This is a genomic window from Methanobrevibacter arboriphilus JCM 13429 = DSM 1125, assembly GCF_002072215.1.
Classification (GTDB): Archaea; Methanobacteriota; Methanobacteria; order Methanobacteriales; family Methanobacteriaceae; genus Methanobinarius; species Methanobinarius arboriphilicus.
The window spans coordinates 1-18,289 of sequence record NZ_JXMW01000024.1; the positions used below are offsets into that span (position 1 = coordinate 1).

Sequence of the window (18,289 nt, forward strand, 5' to 3'; positions counted from 1 at the left end):
AAATCTTTAAAATTTATTAATAAATTAAAATAAGATATAAAATATAAACAATGAAAAAAATAATACATATATAGCTTGAAAAATAAATATGAATATTATAAAAATATTTATAAAAATATTGTGAAAATATTGTGAAATATTATATAATAATTAATAATTTTAATTTTATATAATTATAAATTTGATAAATAAAAAAATAAAATTTAAAAAGATTATTGATAAAAATACTATTGAAATTTATAAATTTATGAAGTTTATAAACTTATGAAGATTATAAGCTATGAAGATTATAATATAGTAATTTCTCCATCTTCACCATTAACTTCGACTTTAACACCATTCACAAGCCCTTCAGTAGATTCTGGCAAATCAACCATTGGAATATCAGAAATTATAGCACCAGTAGCTATTATAGGTTCAGCATTTAAACAAATAATAGCACGAGGAGCAACATTATTCTTCTTCATTTGAAAAATAACATAAGAACCAACAGTAGATCCTTTTCCACCAGGAATGAAAAGTATTTTATCTTTTATAAATTTTCCTTTTAATTCATGATTAGAATCGATAACTTCACCAGTATTAGGATTGACTCCCCCTAAAAAGCTAAGTAATTCATTACTTACAATTAATTCTCCTCTAGCTTTTCCTTTTGAAATAGTTCTACATTTAATAACCATAAAATCAACTTTTTAAAAATAAAATTTATAATCATATATAACTTAAAATCAAATATGAAAATTATAATCAAATATAAAGTTTATAATAAATATAAAATTTGTAATCAAGTATAATTAAACAACATCATTCTTCATTATTTCCCTAAGTACAGCAGTTGCATAAGAACCTTTATTTATTGAAAATTCTGTTAAAACACCATCCGCAGTAGCTATAGCACTTGCATCCCAAATTTTAAAACGCATCTTTCGTCTTAAACCATGACTACCCAATCTAGGTGTTTTAGGACATTCAAAGTCTTCTCTCTTCAAATTTTCTTCTATTAAGATATTTTTTTCCATCTCACCAATTTTTCCTTCTGCAAATGGAACTTTTGTGCCATAGAGAGGAGAAGTAGGGTCTGCTTCAAATTTAACTATCATTTCTTGAAGTTTTTCTGGAGATTCATTATGAATAAGATGTTCTTCATTATCAATAACAATATCTCCTTCAATATATTTATTAATACCCATAGTTACTCTTTTACTAACAGCTTTATTAAACAAGTATGATTGATAAGCATGTACAAACATCCTTTGAAGAGGTTTTGGAAGGGCGAAAATAGCTTTTTTATATGATTTATCATTAAGATAACTAAAATCAGAACCATTAATACTAAAATCAATACTATTAGAATTAATATCTCTATTATGAGAACTAATATCATTATTAGTAGAACTATTACCCTCATTATCAGTAGGATTAATACTCTCATTATTAGAATTAATATTAGTACAAGAATTAATACCATTACTAGAATTAATGTTATTACTAGAATTAATATTAGTACAAGAATTAATACCATTACTAGAATTTATCTTAGTAGAAGACTTTTTTAACTTATTTTTTTCTTTTAAAAGTTCTTTTAACATTATACGCTCATATCGCATACCAGTAGGCATGAGATCTAAAGATTTTTCAATATCACCATCATCATAAGCTTTTCTTGCTAATTTAACTTCTTCTGGTTCTTCTTCATAAGGATTTCCAATATATAATCTAACAGCTTCAGCAAGGTCGTTGGCTACTAAAGCTTTTCCTACAAGATGAGTATTTGTTCTAGGTTTTCCAAAGCGTTGCCAACCAAAGTAATTAGGAACACCCCAAACCTCTAATTTTTTAAAAATATTATTTGCCATATCAGCTGCTTCTTGATAGCTAGAATAATCTGGACTAATATCTTTAATAAGAATTTTAAATTTATTTCCTTCAAGTTGACCCATACGAAGTTTTTTCTGCCCTCTTATGACCTTTAAGAACTTTGTATTATAAATTTCGCCATCTAATGCTTTAACTTCTTCAAATTGTTCTTTACTATCCATGTTACTTATGCATATCCACTGTTTAGTAATAGCTTTTTTATCTTTCATTCCTGCAAAGCCCATTCGCTTTCTACTTATATGAAGATCCCTTGAAATATCCATTAAAACATCTAAAGTGGTCCTTCCAAGTTTTTCAATCCAAATCCAAACATTTGGACCTTCACCAGCAGGTAGTAAATTTTCAATAGGAATTTCTTCAACATAGAAATCTTCATATCGATTTCTAATTGTACCCCCAATTCCTTTCTCTTTTGTAACATAAGTTTCAGCATTAAGCATTGTAATCTTTATCCTAATAGTCTAAACCAAGAAATTCTGCCATGATTATGATTATATGATTATTATTTATTATGTAATTGTTATTAAATTCTTTATATTATTATCTTATTAGCTATTAGTATTTTATAGCATTAACATTTTTTATAATAACATTAGAGTCATTTATAATATTAAAATCGTTTATAACAATATTATTTGTAGAATTGTTATTTATAAATTATAAATTATTATTTATAAATTATATAATTACTATTTATAAAAACCTTATTTATAAAATTGTTATTTATAAAAATAAAAAATAGAAAATATAAATAAAAATAATTTTAATGCCCTGACCGGGACTTGAACCCGGGGAATAGGATCCGCAATCCTACGTGTTATCCAACTACACTATCAGGGCTGATTATAAAAAATCAATAATTACAATTATTAATTTTAATTTAATAATTATAAATGAGGTTAATAGAAGTTAATAAATTATTTTTTGAATGAACTACCTTAAAAAAGTTTCTATTAATTAATATTATTATTAAAAATAAAATCAGAAAATAGATAATGTGAAGCTATATTCACCTATGTTACGAGTTGAAGAACTTATATTCACATTATCATCCATATATCCTTTACTTAAAATAGTTTCTCCATTTAATATATTATTTTCAACCAAAATATAGTTTTTATCAGGAATAATTTTATTTAAAAAATCTCCAGCAATAGTAGAAATATAACTTTTAGTAGTATAATCTAAAGTATTATTGTTATTTTCCAATATTAAGACAATAGAATATAAAACAGAATAATCATCTCCATTTTCTGTTGCCATTAGCCCAATAACATCATTAACTAATTTAGAATCAGGAAGAGTTCTATCATAGCTTGGACTTTCAAAATATATTAAAGAATTAAAGGCAAATAAAGCTAAAAAAAGCAATAAAATAGCTATTATACCATCGAAAAGTGATAAAAACCCTTTAATATCTTTTATATTTGGGATATCTTTTATATCTCTGATATTTTTTATTATATCTTTGATATCATTCATATTATTTTTATAGGAAGTCATATTATTTTTTAAAGGAAATAAAAGAAATTTTTAAAAAAAATTCAGAAGAAACTAAGGATTATTTTTTATATAATCGATGACTTTCTCTTTTTTCTTAATTGAATTATCAGCTGCTTTTTGAACTTTTTCTTTCATTATTTCAAAATCTTCTGGAGTTGTTTCACCTACTAATTTTTTAATTTTTGTATATGCTGCCTCTCTAAAAAGTGGTTCAAGAATTTCTTCTTTTCCATCAGAACTTATCATTCTTGGAACACCAGTATTATCTACAGTACCAATTTCAGCAATTTTAACTCCAACAGACTTTACAGAATTTTTTACTTTTTTAGCTACATCTTCAGGAGCAACTATCATCAATGAATCAATTGAAACACCAAGAGGATCTATTTCTAATGTTTCAAGCATACTAAGAACCTTTGGAGTGACCATGTTTCTAATATTATCTTGATAAAACTCTAATCCCAATCCTGTTGTAGATGAAATCTCATGAGCATCTCCTCTAAGACCACCATTTGTAACATCAGTCATAGCATGAACATCTTTAACTAAATCATCTTTAACAAGAGCATTAGAAGCTTTAATAAAACCAATATCCATAGTTTCCCAAACAACATCAAAAAAGCCATTATAAATAGCTGTTGTTGTGATAGTTCCTCCACCAGAACCTTCTGTAAGAAGTATTACATCACCTGATTCAGCTCTTTTTCTAGCTGTTGGAGGATATTTTGAAACTCCTATAGAACCTACAGCACTAACAAGCCTATCTCCAAGCACCATATCTCCTCCAACACGAAGAGTGCTTCCAGCGACAATAGGAACATCTATTAGTTCAGAAACTGTAGCTACTCCTGCTGTAAAATCAAATAATTTACCAACATCACCATCATCAGCTAAATGAAGATCACTTATTATAGCTACTGGTTCTGCACCCATAACACAAACATCTCTTAAAGATGCTCTAGCTACATGAAAACCTCCAAGAAATGGATATTCACTGAGACGAGAATGAATTCCATCAACAGCAGTAGTAATATAAACATCTTCATCATCTTTAGATCCAGATACTGGAGATTTGACAACACCTCCATCGTCCTGGGCTTCAGGGTTTACAAGAGAAGAAGATTTTGTACTAGCTACAATTTCAGCTATTTTTCTATGAACAAAAAAATCACCAGCTCCTCTAGAACCAACCCCCATTTCACCCATTGCAATTTCTGATTTAGGAATATTAATAATGTCTTTTAGAAATAAATCATTAGATTTTTCAATTTTTAAAGTAGTTTGAACTTCATCAATAACACTTTGAGCCATTAAAATCGCGTTTTCATGAGTTATATCCTTATATTCCATTATTATATTAGCTAATAGGTTTTCAAGAGATTTTTCACTTTTATTTGTTGAATTATCTTGTTTAGCTAATTTATCCCGTACAAATCCTTCTATATCCATTTTTACACCTGTTTTAAATGAAAATATATTTATCAAATAATATTAAAGTAAATAAACATTTCATAAACCATCTAAAATCATCCATAAACAATATATAATCATTTATAAGTAGATATAATCACCTATAAAATATATATAAGCATATAGAATCATATATAACTATTCAAACTAATTATAGTCTTATTTAATCATTAAACCTTATTTTATAATAATAAAAGCGACAATTAAATATTAAAATTAAATAATTAAAATAATAAATAATTAAAATATAGTAATAATTTAATATAGTAATGATTTAATAGAATAATAATTTAATTATTATTAATTTAATTATAAATTTAATTATTAGTTGATTTATTAAATAATTGAGTGATAAAATACTTAAAGTTTATGTTTATATAATTAAAATAGTTAAATCAGAAGATAATACTGATTTAATAGAAAAAATTGTTTTAAAAAGATGAAATTGTCTTATATAAACTAATTTAGAATTAGTAATACTAATTTAGATATATGTATTATAGAGGTCGGTTTCAAGTGTATAAATCTTAATTGTATAATTTTAAAATTCTAAAATAAGAATTAAAAAATAATAATTAAAGAATAAAACCTCAGAAAATATGAAAAATAAAAATAAAAATAAAATTAGCTATTAAATAATTTAAAAATAGATAAATTAATAAATAATAAAAGCTTCTTTTCAAACTTATAAAATCAGAAAATTTTAAATAATAAAAACTTCATTTTTAGCTTTATAAAAATAAAAAATTTTTATAAATAATAATTATATAATTTATAAATAAATTCTATAAATAATATTATTATAAATAATCTTTTATAATATAAACATGAAAATGTTATCATAATAAAGATAATAATAAAGATAATAAACTTAAATTTAGTTATAATGACTGAATTAAGATGTAATGACTAAATTTAGATATAATAATGAAAAATATAATTAATATTCATAAATCCAGAATTTATATCTAATAAAATATTTAATTAATGTCTAAATAAAGATATATTACATAATGGAGAAAAGTATGCATCCAAGACCAAGCCCAATAGCTGCTTCGCTTTATACATTGAGAGATCTTAATGCTGATGTTATTATAATGCATGGCCCTCATGGTTGTTGTTTTAGAACAGGAAGACTTCTTGAAAGTGATGGAGTAAGAGTTTTAACAACAGCTATGGCAGAAAACGATTTTATATTTGGAGCTAGTGAAAAATTAGAAGAAACACTGAGAAAAGCAGATAAGATGTTTAATCCAAAATTAGTTGGAATAGTAGGAACCTGTGCAAGTATGATAATAGGTGAAGATCTTAAAGAGGCTGTTGAAAATGTAGAAACAGATGCTATTGTTTTACCAGTAGAATCTCATGGAGGGTTTGGTGAAGGAGATAATACTGAAGGTGCAATAGCTGTGTTGGAAGTAGCTGTAAAACATGGAGTAATTCCAAAAGAAGAAGCAGATAGACAGATAAAAATGCTTAAATTAGCTACTAAAATTGAAAAAACAAGAGGAATGGCGAAAGGGGACTATATTAAGCCAAATTTCGGAGATAATAAAGAAGAAGTAGCTAAAGTACTTATTCAAAATATTGAAGAAGGGAAAAAAGTAGCATTTGTGCTTAATGCTAAAAAAGAAACAAGTTATTTGTTTGCTGATGTTTTAAATGTTGATTTTAAAAATATTAATAAATCAAATAAACCAATATTCATAGCTAACCTTGATGAAAACATTGGACTTCCAAGAATAAGAGACCATGCTAAAAATATAGCAAAAGAATTAAGACAAAATGGAATATCCATTGATTACACTACTGGAGGGTTGGATGAATACCCAATAACTCCACGAAAAGCTGAAGAAATTTTAAAAGAAGAAAATTTTGATTTAATATTAGTATCCGGAGTTCCACATGCATTAAAAATTGAAGAACTTAATCCAAAGACAAAAACGATAGCTGTTACAGATGGTCCACGACTAGTCGAACCTCTTAGACAATTAGGATACAATTATGTTGTAGCTGAATTAGATGCTCATTCAAAAACATTAGGAACTAGTGAAATTGTAGATTCTGACTTTGGTATGATGATTAGAACAGTCATTGATTGGAATAATGATAAATAGAGAATTATAATTTATATAGGTAAATATAATAAAATATGAATAGAATAATAATAAATTAGAATAATGATAATAAATAGGCTAAATTATGATTACAATTATTGATTACGGAAGTGGAAATCTTAGGAGCATTTCTAATGGATTTTCTAAGATTAATGTAAAGTCAAATGTTACAAAAGATCCTGAAAAAATATCAGGTGCTGAATATTTAGTTTTGCCTGGAGTCGGTGCATTTGGGCAAATTATGAATAATATTGAACCTTATAAAAAACTTATAATCGAACATATTTCAGAAGATAAGCCGTTTCTAGGAGTTTGCTTAGGATTACAAGCATTATTATCCAGTAGTGAAGAAACTCCTGGTGTTAAAGGACTAGATATTTTTAAAGGAAAAGTTAAAAAGCTTCCAATAGAAAATGGTCTTAAAATTCCCCATATGGGATGGAATCGCCTTGATATGACTTTATGTGAAAGTAAAAAAAGTTGTTCTATTATAGATGGGATAGACCAAGATTATTTCTATTTCGTCCATTCATATTATGCATCTCCAGAAGATGAAGAAGTTATATCTGGAACTACAGAATATGGTTTTGATGTTACAGCTGTTTTACATCAAAATAATGTGTTCGCAACCCAATTTCATCCAGAAAAAAGCGGAGTTCCTGGCCTAAAAATGTTAAAGAATTTCGTTTCAATGCAACTATAAAAGTTAAATTGTAAAGGTTAAATTTTAAAGGTTAAATTAAATACAGCTAAAAATACAATTAAATTAAAGAATATAACTAAATTAAATATAAAAATTAAATTAAATATAACTAAAAATACAATTAAATTAAAGAATATAATAAGTGTTCATAGCTTAGAGTAGCTATAATAACCACTTATATCTGTATTTTCATCGATATATTTAATTTTATCATTTAGTCTACAATCAGCTAATATTGTACCCTGTTCTAATTCAATATGAAATACTCCATAATCAACCAATTTAAGATAATCTTCTTTATTTTCAAAATTTACTAAAAAAGGCAAATCATCGAAAACCGGTTTTAAAGGGTCTCTTTCTTCTATTCTAACATTTAAAACTCTTATAAATTCTAAATGTGTTTCGGCATACCCATTTCCTAAATTTAAATCCATATAATTACCTATTTCTTTTTATTTATAAAGCTATTTAAAATATTTATAGAACTATTTGAAATAATTATAATTTTTATAATTTTTATTTTATCTAATTACTATTTTTATAAATCATCTATTTTATATATTTTATTAAAAATTATTAAAAATTATATTCAATTAGACACTATAATAATTATAATAAAATAATGCATAAAAATAATCAAAAAATTATATATTTTAGTAATAAAATATTAATATACAAGGAATGATTATAAAATCATAATGTGATAAAAATGTCAAATAAAAAAAAATACACAACAAATAAAGGAATTCCTGTTCCAAATGATCAAGCATCCATTACTACAGGTAAAGGAGCTAGCTATACAATGCTAGAAGATGCACATTTAACTGAAAAGCTTGCACATTTTGGTAGAGAGAGAATACCTGAAAGAGTTGTTCATGCTAAAGGAACTGGAGCATATGGATATTTTGAAGTTACAAACGACCTTTCAAAATATACAAGAGCTAAATTCTTATCTGAAATTGGTAAAAAAACAGAAGTTTTTATACGATTTTCTACAGTAGGTGGGGAAAAAGGTTCAGCTGATGCAAAAAGAGACCCTCGTGGAACAGCTATGAAATTTTATACAGAAGAAGGGAATTATGATCTTGTTGGGAATAATACTCCAATATTTTTTATTAGAGATTCAATAAAATTCCCAGACTTTATACATACACAAAAAAGAAACCCTCAAAACAATTTACCTGATGCTGATATGTTTTGGGATTTCATGTCACTTACACCAGAATCTATACACCAAGCAACTTTTCTATTTACTGATAGAGGAACTCCATTAAATTTTAGACACATGGATTGTTTTGGAAGCCATTCATTCATGTGGTATAATGAGAAAAATGAATATGTTTGGGTAAAATACCATTTCAAAACAGCACAAGGGATAAAAAACTTTACAAATGATGAAGCTGTTAAAATGTGTGGTGAAAATCCAGATCATGCAGTAGAAGACTTGTTTGAAGCTATTGAAAATGAAAATTATCCAGAATGGAATGTTTATGTTCAAATAATGAAACCAGAAGAAGCAGAAGAATATAAATTTGATCCATTCGATGTAACAAAAGTGTGGTTCCATGGTGATTATCCTTTAATACCTCTTGGAAAGCTAGTTTTAAATAAAAATCCAGAAAACTTCTTTGCTGAAGTTGAACAAGTAGCTTTCGCACCTTCAAATTTTGTTCCAGGAATTGGTCCTTCTCCAGATAGATTATTACAAGGAAGATTATTTTCTTATGAAGATACACAAAGACACAGATTAGGCCCAAATCATCATCAAATTCCAGTAAACAGACCTAAAAATGCGGATGTCAATAGTTATCAAAGAGATGGACCTATGACAGTTGATGAAAATGGTGGAAAAGGCCCTAATTACTATCCAAATTCTTTTGGAGGAGCAGAACCAGATGAAACAGTAACCCCACCAACTATAGAATTAAAAGCAGAGATCAATAGGCACACTATGCCAACTGAAGATGTTGACTTTTTCCAAACTGGAGAACTTTGGAGAAGGGTTTTAAGTGATGAAGATAAAGACCATCTTGTATATAACATTGTTGTTCATTTAGGAAATGCTCAAGAAAGAATCCGATACAGACAGTGTGCTCTTTTTTACAAAGCAGACCCAGAATATGGAACTCGTGTAGCTGAAGGAGTAGGTCTTGATATAAATAAAGTTAAAGAACTTTCTGAAATGACTCAAGAAGAAAGAGTTGAAGCTACAAAAGAATAAATACCATTTCAAAAGAAAATAAAAAGTAAAAATATTGAAATTAAATCATTAATAATTGTGCAACTATGGAACCTAAAAAAACAGTTTTCTTTAGTTTAGGAGTGGTATTAGTAGGTTTAGGTGCAGTAGGAGTTGCTTTACCAATCTTACCTACTACCCCATTTATTCTAGCTGCATTTTTCTGTTTTGGAAAAAGTTCAAAGAGAGCAGAAAAATGGATTGAAAACAATAAATACTTTGGAAGCTATATAAATAACTATAAAGAAAAAAAAGGTGTTCCAGTAGATGTTAAAAGAAACAGTTTAATATTTCTATGGTTGACACTAAGTATTTCAGCTATTCTAGTAAATAGTTTGATTGTTAGATTAATTTTGCTTATTGTTGGAATATGTGTTAGTACCCATATTTTACTTTTAAAAACAAAAAAAGATACTATTGAATAATATTAATTAAAAAATTAATTAAAAAACCAAATTATAAAATTATTAATACTATTTTTTTATTTATTATTTATATTTAATTTTAAAATTTCTCTAATTTTTTAAGTTTTATTTTAATTTTTTCTAATTATAATTATTAAATTTCTCTAATTTTATTAATATTTATATAATAATCTCTATATTAAATTTAAAACAATTAAAAAATCTTAATAATGATTTTATAATTTATATATTAATTAATATGTGTAAAACGTGCATCATAGTATTTTTTATAAAAACTATTAAATATTTTAAAAAACATAAAAACTATTAGAAAAATAATAATTAATTATATGTTTGAAAATATTTAAAAATTATTCAAAAACAATTTAAAAAAAAAAAAAAAAAAAAATGAAAAGGAGTAAAATCATGATGGACAAAAATAAATTTTGGGAACTAATTCAAACCTCATATAAAGAAGCTAATTGGGAAACAGACAAACAAATGCAATTATTAATTGATAAATTATCAGAATATAGTCAAGAAGAAATATTGAAATTTGGAAAGATATATGAAATTTATGCAAAAGAATCAGAAAAAAGTAAATTATGGGCAGCAGCTCATGTTTTAAATGATGGATGTTCTGAAGAATGCTTTGAATCTTTTCGAGGTTGGCTAATTTCAAGAGGGAAAGAGCCATATTTTAATGCCTTAATTAACCCCGATTCCATTATTGATCTGGATATGCCTTATCAAGATGATTATTATGAAAATAATGATATGATATCAGTTGCAGAACTTGCCTTTAATAAAAAAATAGGAAATGAAGAAGATTTAGACACTTACTATCAACGAATGAGACAATTTGAACTAGATCCAAAAGAAATATTTGATATAGTTGATGAAATCTCTTTTGGTGAAAATATTAATGCAGAATGGGATAAAAAAGACAAAGAAAGCGTAAGAACTCTTGTTCCTAAATTATGTCAGCAATATTGGTAATTAAACTAATAAACAATATAGTGAACAGCTGATAAAAACAAGAAAGTAAGAAATTAATAGAATTCAATAAAACTAATAAAAGCTAAAATAATAAATGAAACTCAAAATAGCTAATAAAAGTTAAAATAGCTATAAAACTCAATAGCTAATAAAAGTTAAGATAGAAATAATTCAATATAAAATGTCTAATATTAACTATAAACTTAGAAAATTTAATAAAAGGGATATCAATAGTATATCTAAATATGCTAACAATGAAAATATTGCAAAATGGCTTACTGATGAATTTCCAAATCCTTACTCTAAAAAAGATGCAGAGAACTTTATAAATATTGCTTCAAAAGAAAAATTTATGAAAGTATTTGCTATTGAAGTAGATAATGAAGCTGTAGGCTCAATAGCTTTAAATTTCAGTCAGATAAATGATAAAAATAATTACAATAATTATGAAAACATAGAAACAGCTGAATTAGGGTATTGGTTGGCTGAAAAACACTGGAACAAAGGAATAATCACATTAGCTATCAAAGATATAGTAGAATATGGCTTTAATGACTATGAAATTAATTGTATATATGCAACTCCCTTTAAAGATAATATTGCTTCTCAAAAAGTTTTGAAAAAAGCAGGTTTTAAAACTGATTCAAAATTAAAAACAATTAATAAGAAAAGCAAAAATTATGAAGTAGTAATATACACAATGCAAAATAAATGACATAATTTATAATTCAAATATAAAGTTAGATTTTAGATGAAATATAAAAGTTAAAGTGACTATTTAATAATTTAATAATATTCTAAAATATTATTCAAAATAATAAATTAAGAAGTTATGATATTATTAAGAAGTTATGATATTAATAATATCTCCATCACACAATTCATAATCACTAGCTACTCTCATATTTTTTCTTGCATTAACAGCATGCATAAATTTATCCCCAATATCTGTATGAACAATATATGCAAGTTCCCTAGGATTTGAGCCAATTTTAATAAGTATAGGATCTGGAAGAACATTGCCTTTATTATCTGTGAATTTATGTTCATCTTCAACGGGATAAACAACAATCATATCAAGTAATTCGAATACAGCAGTATTAAGAGCTTTTTGAACACCAGTACTTCCATATTTATCTAAAACATTTTCTTTAATATAATTTAAAGCATTCAGTTGATTTTTATTCAAATTATCCTTATCAATAATTTCAAAATGTGAATCTCCCGAATTATAATTAATTAATCCTGCTTTACTAGCATTAACAAGAGCTAATTCACTATCAGCTGATGCAGGAATAACATCAGGATATTTTTCTTTGATTTTTTCTATATTTTCTTCAGCTGTTAGAAGATCAGCTTTATTAGCTACGATTAACATTGGTTTAGCTATTTTTCTAAGATTTGTTACAAGTTGGATTAAATCTTCTTTTTCCCATTTTTGATAATCAGGATTAATCGTTCTTTTTGCCTCAATAACATCTTCAAGGCTTACACCAGTACCAGACATTTGTTCATATATAACCTTAGCTACATCTAATTTTTCTGCATCTATTTTCCGAATAAGTCTGCTCCAGTTTTTATTTAATATTCCATACATCCACATATCTATTTCATATTCAAGAAACTCAATATCTTCAAGAGGATCATGAGTTCCAGGATCAACTGGGCGACCTTCTTCATCAGTGGATCCAGAAGCATCAATAATATGAATAAAAGCTTTAGCTTGTCTTAAATCATCTAAAAATTTATTTCCTAAACCTCTTCCTTCATGAGCACCAGGAACTAGACCTGCAACATCGATTAATTCTACATGAATATATCTGTTCCCATCAATACATTCTGAATTTCTTGGATTACAATTTAAATCTAAATCCACACAAGGACAAGGTTTTAAAACATTTCCTATGGCTTTGTTTGCATCAATAGTTGTAAATGGATAATCTGCCATTTCTACCTTTGATGTTGTAGCTGAATTAAAAAATGATGATTTACCCACATTTGGTTTTCCTGTAACTGCAATTTGAAGCATTTTTTAACTTCCTTATAAATTTTATTTAAGATAAGCAATTATTTAAGACATTTGAATAAGTAATTAAGATATTTGAATAATATATTATTTTCTAAAATAATATTTTTATATTATTTTCTAATTATACTATATTTCTAATAAGTCTATTAAACTACCTTATTAAATATTACTTTAAAAAATAATTAAATTAAATAAAATAAGATTAATATAAAAATATAAAAAATAATTTTTTATGAAAAATTAAAAATATATCTCTTAAACTGATTATTTTTGAAATTATTCTTGAAGAATAAGAAGACTTTTCATTACTTTTAGAAAAAAGAAAACTAATAATACATTAGAAAATGATAATAAAAGTAAAGTTATATTAATAATTTTTATAAAAAAGAAAATATTAGGTTTTATAAATAATAAAAATAAAGAATTATTATAAAAAAGAAAAACTTCATTTTTAGCTTTATAAAAATAAAAAATTTTTATAAAAAATAAAAACTTTGTTTTATACTTATAAAATCAGAGATTTTATAATAATAAGGTTTAAGATTTTCTATCAGCTTCTTTAGCCTCATATTCTGCTTTATCTTTAGCTTTTTTACCTTCATATTCAGTTTTATTTTTTGCTTCTTCTGTTTTATCTTTAACAGTATCTGTAGCATCATCAACTTTATCTTTTGCATCTTTAGCAACATCTTCAGCTACATCTTTAGCATCTGATGCAACATCTTTAATCTTCTCATTAGTTTCATTAACCTTTTTTTTCAATTTATCTTTTAAATCATCACTCATATTTTCATCTCCATTAATAAATTTTTTTTCATAATCCCCTATGTAAATCGATATTCAGTCTGCAACATTTACATATGCATCATATGCTGCATATATATTGAAAATCAATGCTAGTAACCAAATAAAGGAAAATATTGTGGCACCAATCCCATAAAAAATCAAAGCAATGATTAAGAAAACAACAGTTTTCATAATTCCCTGTCCACCATACAATTGTCCTAAACCTGGTAAAATCAAAGACAATATTGCTGCAAGTATCCCATTAGCCATAAAAAATCACCTCATTTTTCATTGAAAATTTATTATTTTCAATAATTATTTCGAAATTAGAAAATTATCTAATCTTTTGCTTTCTATTGATTTTTCATAAACTCCATGTTTTTATAACTTCCCTATATAAAAACTATTTCTATTTAAAAATAGAAATTATTTATCCATATCTACTATAATATTCAATAGTACTACATCTTTTATATTTTTTATCTGATCAAATGTAATTGTTTCTTTCGCACGTGAAAATATTCCTTTATCTAGTTTAATAACTATTTTATTGATTGTTCCAGTTTCTTCATTAAATTCAACAGTGTCAACTTTCCCAATACTTTGCCCCTCTTTATCAATTACTTCCATATCAAGAAAATCATTCATATCCATGAAAAAATCCCCCCATTTAATAATTTTTTTGTTGAATTTACATTTCAAGTATATTCAACTGTATAACATGTCTTTCGACATTGTTATTATGAATTTTCTCATTTTCATAAGAAAATAAGTTCATACACGATTCAATTTCTGAATATTCATTTTTTTGTCAAATAATAATCATTTTTCAAAAATTCCTTTACATGAAAATAACAAGTACGATTTACATAAAATCTTCGACTATTATATTATGTTTTTAATAATATTTAATAATTAATAAAAATAGAATGTTCATTACATAATTTAGAAAGAAATTATGATTCAGTGTTTATAATTTAATATAAAATTGTTTTTATATTGATACTCCTTTTTCAAGCATCCAATTAAGATTAGTAGCTACATTATCATAATATTATTTTATTAATCCATAAAATGTTATACATTGCATATAGGTAATCAGTTGCCTTTTTCCATGATTAATTTTATATAATAAAAAACTTTAAAAAGTTAATTGTATAAGAAATTAATCCTCAAGAATATTATTTAAAAGTTAAAAATTTATATATTATTAACTTATTCTATTACTCCCCGAAGTTTTAGAAAAAGTTCAATAATATAAGTTTAATATGGTTTTATAATTTTTTTGAGAAGTGAGCTATCTATTATTTTTTTGAGGATTATAATTATACAAATTATTTTTTAGATATTTTTAGATGTTTTTAGATATTTTTATATATTTTTATATTTATATATTTTAGATATTCTAGACGTTTTTATTTTTAAATTATTTTTCATGAGAACTTTATTAATTTTTAACTTTTTAATAATAATGTACTATTTATTAATTTACTAAATATTTCAAGTACTTAATAAATATTTTAATATAGCTATTATTTGAGGGATTAATTAAAAAATTATTTAAATTTAAAAATTAAAACTAAATTGTATGACTAATCTATCTAATAAAATATTAGCTAATCTAAAATTTTTTATAAAGATCTTGATTGTTTGGATTGGAGAAATAATAGTATTTTATTTATTAGCTGATATTGGTATTGGTTTAACAATAGATAGTTTAATTACAGCAATACTTGTTATAATCATTTTAGAAACCATAAATTCTATTTTCTGGCCAGCATTAACAAAAATATTCCTCCCTTTTTTAGTTTATACCATTGGAATCGGTTCTTTACTTTTAAATGGTGGAATAATATGGGTGATGAGTTTATTTATACCGACATTACGTATTGAAGGTTATGCTCTGATTATTGTTCCACTTGGAATAGCAGTAGTACATACCATATTAACAACACTACTAACACTGGGAAATGAAGAAGAATATTATAATTTCATTATTAAAAGGAAGAAAATAAGATATAATGATAATTATTTTAAAAATGGAGAAGTCGATTATATCAAAAATTATGATAACAATGAAGATAGTTATAATAATGAAGATAATGAAGATAATAAAAAAAATAATAAAAATAATAAAAATAATAAAAATAATGAAAATAATGAAAATAATGAATATAATGAATATAATAATGATAAAACCTATAAAAGTAAAGATAATAGGGAATATAGCAATGAAAGTAGAAATAATATAGTTAAAAACATTAATAAAGATAATTCTATTAAATCATTCCCAGGAATAGTAATAATAGAAATAGATGGGCTTGCTAAAGAAATATTAGAAGAAGCTATCCAAAAAGGGCAAATGCCTACATTAGCTAAATGGCTAAAAGAAAAAACACACGAAATAAAAGAATGGGAAACAGATCTTTCTAGCCAAACAGGTTCAAGTCAGGCAGGAATTTTACATGGTAATAACAAGGACATAGTTGCATTCAGGTGGGTTGAAAAAGAAAATAATAATAAAATAATGGTTTCAACTGGGCTTTTAGATGCTCCGAAAATTGAAAAAAGAATCTCAAATGGAAAAGGACTTCTTCATAAAAATGGATCAAGCCGTTCAAATCTATTTTCAGGAGATACTGAAAATGTATTATTTACTTATAGTAAAATGCATGATATAAGAAAATTTTATAATAAAACATGGTACTTTGTTTATTCAAATCCATCTAATTTTGGGCGTATTTTGTTATTATGTGGAGCAGATATTGTAAAAGAAATCATATCACAAATAAACCATAAAGTTAAAAATATTCAACCTAGAATTAGAAAAAACTTTATTTATTTATTTGTAAGAGCTTGTGCTAATGTATATATAAGAGAAATAAATACACAGACAATCATTGGAGATATGATAAAAGGAGAAGCAGATACAATATACTCAACTTACCTAGGATATGATGAAATAGCACATCACTCTGGAATCAGAGATAGAGACTCTTTTAATGCATTAAAAGGGATTGATAGACAAATTAAAAGAATATATGGTGCAAATAATTATTCAAAAAGACAATATAATATTGTTGTTCAATCTGATCATGGGCAAAGTAATGGATCAACATTCAAACAAAGATATGATTTAAGCTTAAAGGATTTAGTACATAATTTACTTCCTGAAGATATGAAGATTTATGATGAATTATCCTCCAATGAAGATCATTTTTCTCAAGTTATCACCTTGCCAATTAAAGATGTTAAAAATCTTGTTAAAAATAAAACATATACTGCTAAAAATAAATATGATGAAATATCAACAAAGATTAAATCAAAAGGAGATAATGTTCTAGAATATATTAGTAATTATAAAATTTCAAAAACCAAAACAGCAAAAAAATCTAAAATCGGTCAAAAAGATGCTGAAGTGATTGTTCTTGCATCTGGAAACTTAGGATTAATTTATTTAACTCAATGGGCGACTAGACTTAATTATGAAACTATAAAAGAATTGTTTCCTGAATTAATTCCTGGGCTTGTTCAGCATGAAGGAATTGGTTTTATATTAGTAAATTCAAGTGAACATGGAGCATTAGCTATTGGAGAAAAAGGAGTTTATTATCTAGATGAAAATAAAATTGAAGGAAAGAATCCTCTAGAAGCTTTTGGACCAAATGCTAGAAAACATCTGCTTAGAACAAACAAGTTCGAATATGTTCCAGATATTTTAGTAAACAGTATGTATGATAAACATAATGATGAAGTTGCAGCCTTTGAAGAATTAGTTGGTAGTCATGGAGGCCTTGGAGGAACTCAAAACAAACCATTTATTATGTATCCGTCTGATTGGAAAATAAACGATGAAAAAATTGTTGGTGCTGAAAATATCCACAGAATTCTTAAAGAAAATTTAAATAAACAATGAAAAAATTAAATTAGAATTAGATAGATTAAAAATTAAATAAAATTAAATAAAATTAGATGAAAATTAAATTAGAATTAGATAGATTAAAAATTAAATAAAATTAAATAAAATTAGATGAAAATTAAATTAGAATTAGATAGATTAAAAATTAAATAAAATTAAATAAAATTAGATGAAATTAGATAAAATCTAAATAAAAGTCAATAAAAAACAAAAATTAAATAAAAAGATTTTATATAATTAAA

The 18,289-nt window shown here is 25.0% G+C and carries 16 protein-coding genes and 1 tRNA gene; 7 read left to right on the forward strand and 10 right to left on the reverse strand.

From position 1 onward, the window contains the following. Nucleotides 1-287: 287 nt before the first annotated feature. The 5 genes from MBBAR_RS08495 to MBBAR_RS08515 all read right to left on the reverse strand — a co-directional run bounded on the left by MBBAR_RS08495 (nucleotide 288) and on the right by MBBAR_RS08515 (nucleotide 4,830). Entirely contained in the window at nucleotides 288-680 is a 393-nt protein-coding gene (locus MBBAR_RS08495) for a DUF126 domain-containing protein (RefSeq protein WP_080460932.1), read from the reverse strand. 114 nt (nucleotides 681-794) lie between these two features. After that, complete coding sequence (gene truD / locus MBBAR_RS10565) at nucleotides 795-2,318, reverse strand: tRNA pseudouridine(13) synthase TruD (RefSeq protein WP_249025057.1); 1,524 nt, start codon at nucleotides 2,316-2,318, stop codon at nucleotides 795-797. 327 nt (nucleotides 2,319-2,645) lie between these two features. Beyond that, nucleotides 2,646-2,718 (reverse strand) — tRNA-Arg (locus MBBAR_RS08505). A gap of 141 nt (nucleotides 2,719-2,859) precedes the next feature. Continuing rightward, a complete protein-coding gene (locus tag MBBAR_RS08510) occupies nucleotides 2,860-3,381 on the reverse strand; it encodes a hypothetical protein (RefSeq protein ID WP_080460933.1) in 522 nt (173 codons plus the stop codon). Nucleotides 3,382-3,432: 51 nt separating this feature from the next. Continuing rightward, complete coding sequence (locus tag MBBAR_RS08515) at nucleotides 3,433-4,830, reverse strand: AIR synthase-related protein (RefSeq protein WP_080460934.1); 1,398 nt, start codon at nucleotides 4,828-4,830, stop codon at nucleotides 3,433-3,435. Between the two features lie 1,046 nt (nucleotides 4,831-5,876). Between MBBAR_RS08515 and cfbD the strand changes: the two genes are divergently transcribed. Both cfbD and hisH read left to right on the forward strand, forming a co-directional pair. Then, a complete protein-coding gene (cfbD, locus tag MBBAR_RS08520) occupies nucleotides 5,877-6,968 on the forward strand; it encodes a Ni-sirohydrochlorin a,c-diamide reductive cyclase catalytic subunit (RefSeq protein WP_080460935.1) in 1,092 nt (363 codons plus the stop codon). A gap of 85 nt (nucleotides 6,969-7,053) precedes the next feature. Further along, nucleotides 7,054-7,671, forward strand: a complete 618-nt coding sequence (hisH, locus tag MBBAR_RS08525; RefSeq protein WP_080460936.1) for an imidazole glycerol phosphate synthase subunit HisH — start codon at nucleotides 7,054-7,056, stop codon at nucleotides 7,669-7,671. Between the two features lie 146 nt (nucleotides 7,672-7,817). Here the strand turns inward: hisH and MBBAR_RS08530 are convergent, their stop codons facing one another. Next, nucleotides 7,818-8,105, reverse strand: coding sequence for a hypothetical protein (locus MBBAR_RS08530; protein WP_080460937.1), 288 nt, complete (start codon nucleotides 8,103-8,105; stop codon nucleotides 7,818-7,820). 275 nt (nucleotides 8,106-8,380) lie between these two features. Here MBBAR_RS08530 and MBBAR_RS08535 point away from each other — a divergent pair, with 275 nt between their 5' ends. The 4 genes from MBBAR_RS08535 to MBBAR_RS08550 all read left to right on the forward strand — a co-directional run bounded on the left by MBBAR_RS08535 (nucleotide 8,381) and on the right by MBBAR_RS08550 (nucleotide 12,028). Then, on the forward strand, nucleotides 8,381-9,892 hold the full coding sequence (locus tag MBBAR_RS08535; RefSeq protein WP_080460938.1) for a catalase: 1,512 nt from the start codon (nucleotides 8,381-8,383) through the stop codon (nucleotides 9,890-9,892). Between the two features lie 65 nt (nucleotides 9,893-9,957). Further along, nucleotides 9,958-10,335: a YbaN family protein gene (locus MBBAR_RS08540; RefSeq protein WP_080460939.1), complete on the forward strand. Its 378-nt coding sequence runs from the start codon at nucleotides 9,958-9,960 to the stop codon at nucleotides 10,333-10,335. 405 nt (nucleotides 10,336-10,740) lie between these two features. Then, nucleotides 10,741-11,313, forward strand: coding sequence for a DUF4240 domain-containing protein (locus MBBAR_RS08545; RefSeq protein ID WP_158082564.1), 573 nt, complete (start codon nucleotides 10,741-10,743; stop codon nucleotides 11,311-11,313). Between the two features lie 181 nt (nucleotides 11,314-11,494). Then, nucleotides 11,495-12,028 carry a GNAT family N-acetyltransferase gene (locus MBBAR_RS08550; protein ID WP_080460941.1) on the forward strand — a complete coding sequence of 178 codons (534 nt, stop codon included), beginning with the start codon at nucleotides 11,495-11,497 and terminating at the stop codon, nucleotides 12,026-12,028. Nucleotides 12,029-12,154: 126 nt separating this feature from the next. On the opposite strand, the gene MBBAR_RS08555 is transcribed toward MBBAR_RS08550, so the two are convergent. From MBBAR_RS08555 to MBBAR_RS08570, 4 genes are all read right to left on the reverse strand, one after another. Next, nucleotides 12,155-13,342: a redox-regulated ATPase YchF gene (locus MBBAR_RS08555; protein ID WP_080460942.1), complete on the reverse strand. Its 1,188-nt coding sequence runs from the start codon at nucleotides 13,340-13,342 to the stop codon at nucleotides 12,155-12,157. A 537-nt stretch (nucleotides 13,343-13,879) separates the two neighbouring features. After that, complete coding sequence (locus MBBAR_RS08560) at nucleotides 13,880-14,128, reverse strand: YtxH domain-containing protein (RefSeq protein ID WP_080460943.1); 249 nt, start codon at nucleotides 14,126-14,128, stop codon at nucleotides 13,880-13,882. Nucleotides 14,129-14,182: 54 nt separating this feature from the next. Continuing rightward, entirely contained in the window at nucleotides 14,183-14,398 is a 216-nt protein-coding gene (locus MBBAR_RS08565) for a hypothetical protein (RefSeq protein WP_080460944.1), read from the reverse strand. Nucleotides 14,399-14,554: 156 nt separating this feature from the next. Beyond that, entirely contained in the window at nucleotides 14,555-14,782 is a 228-nt protein-coding gene (locus MBBAR_RS08570; RefSeq protein WP_080460945.1) for a PRC-barrel domain-containing protein, read from the reverse strand. A 988-nt stretch (nucleotides 14,783-15,770) separates the two neighbouring features. Between MBBAR_RS08570 and MBBAR_RS08575 the strand changes: the two genes are divergently transcribed. Continuing rightward, nucleotides 15,771-18,044, forward strand: a complete 2,274-nt coding sequence (locus MBBAR_RS08575; protein WP_169835757.1) for a phage holin family protein — start codon at nucleotides 15,771-15,773, stop codon at nucleotides 18,042-18,044. Nucleotides 18,045-18,289 lie beyond the last annotated feature (245 nt).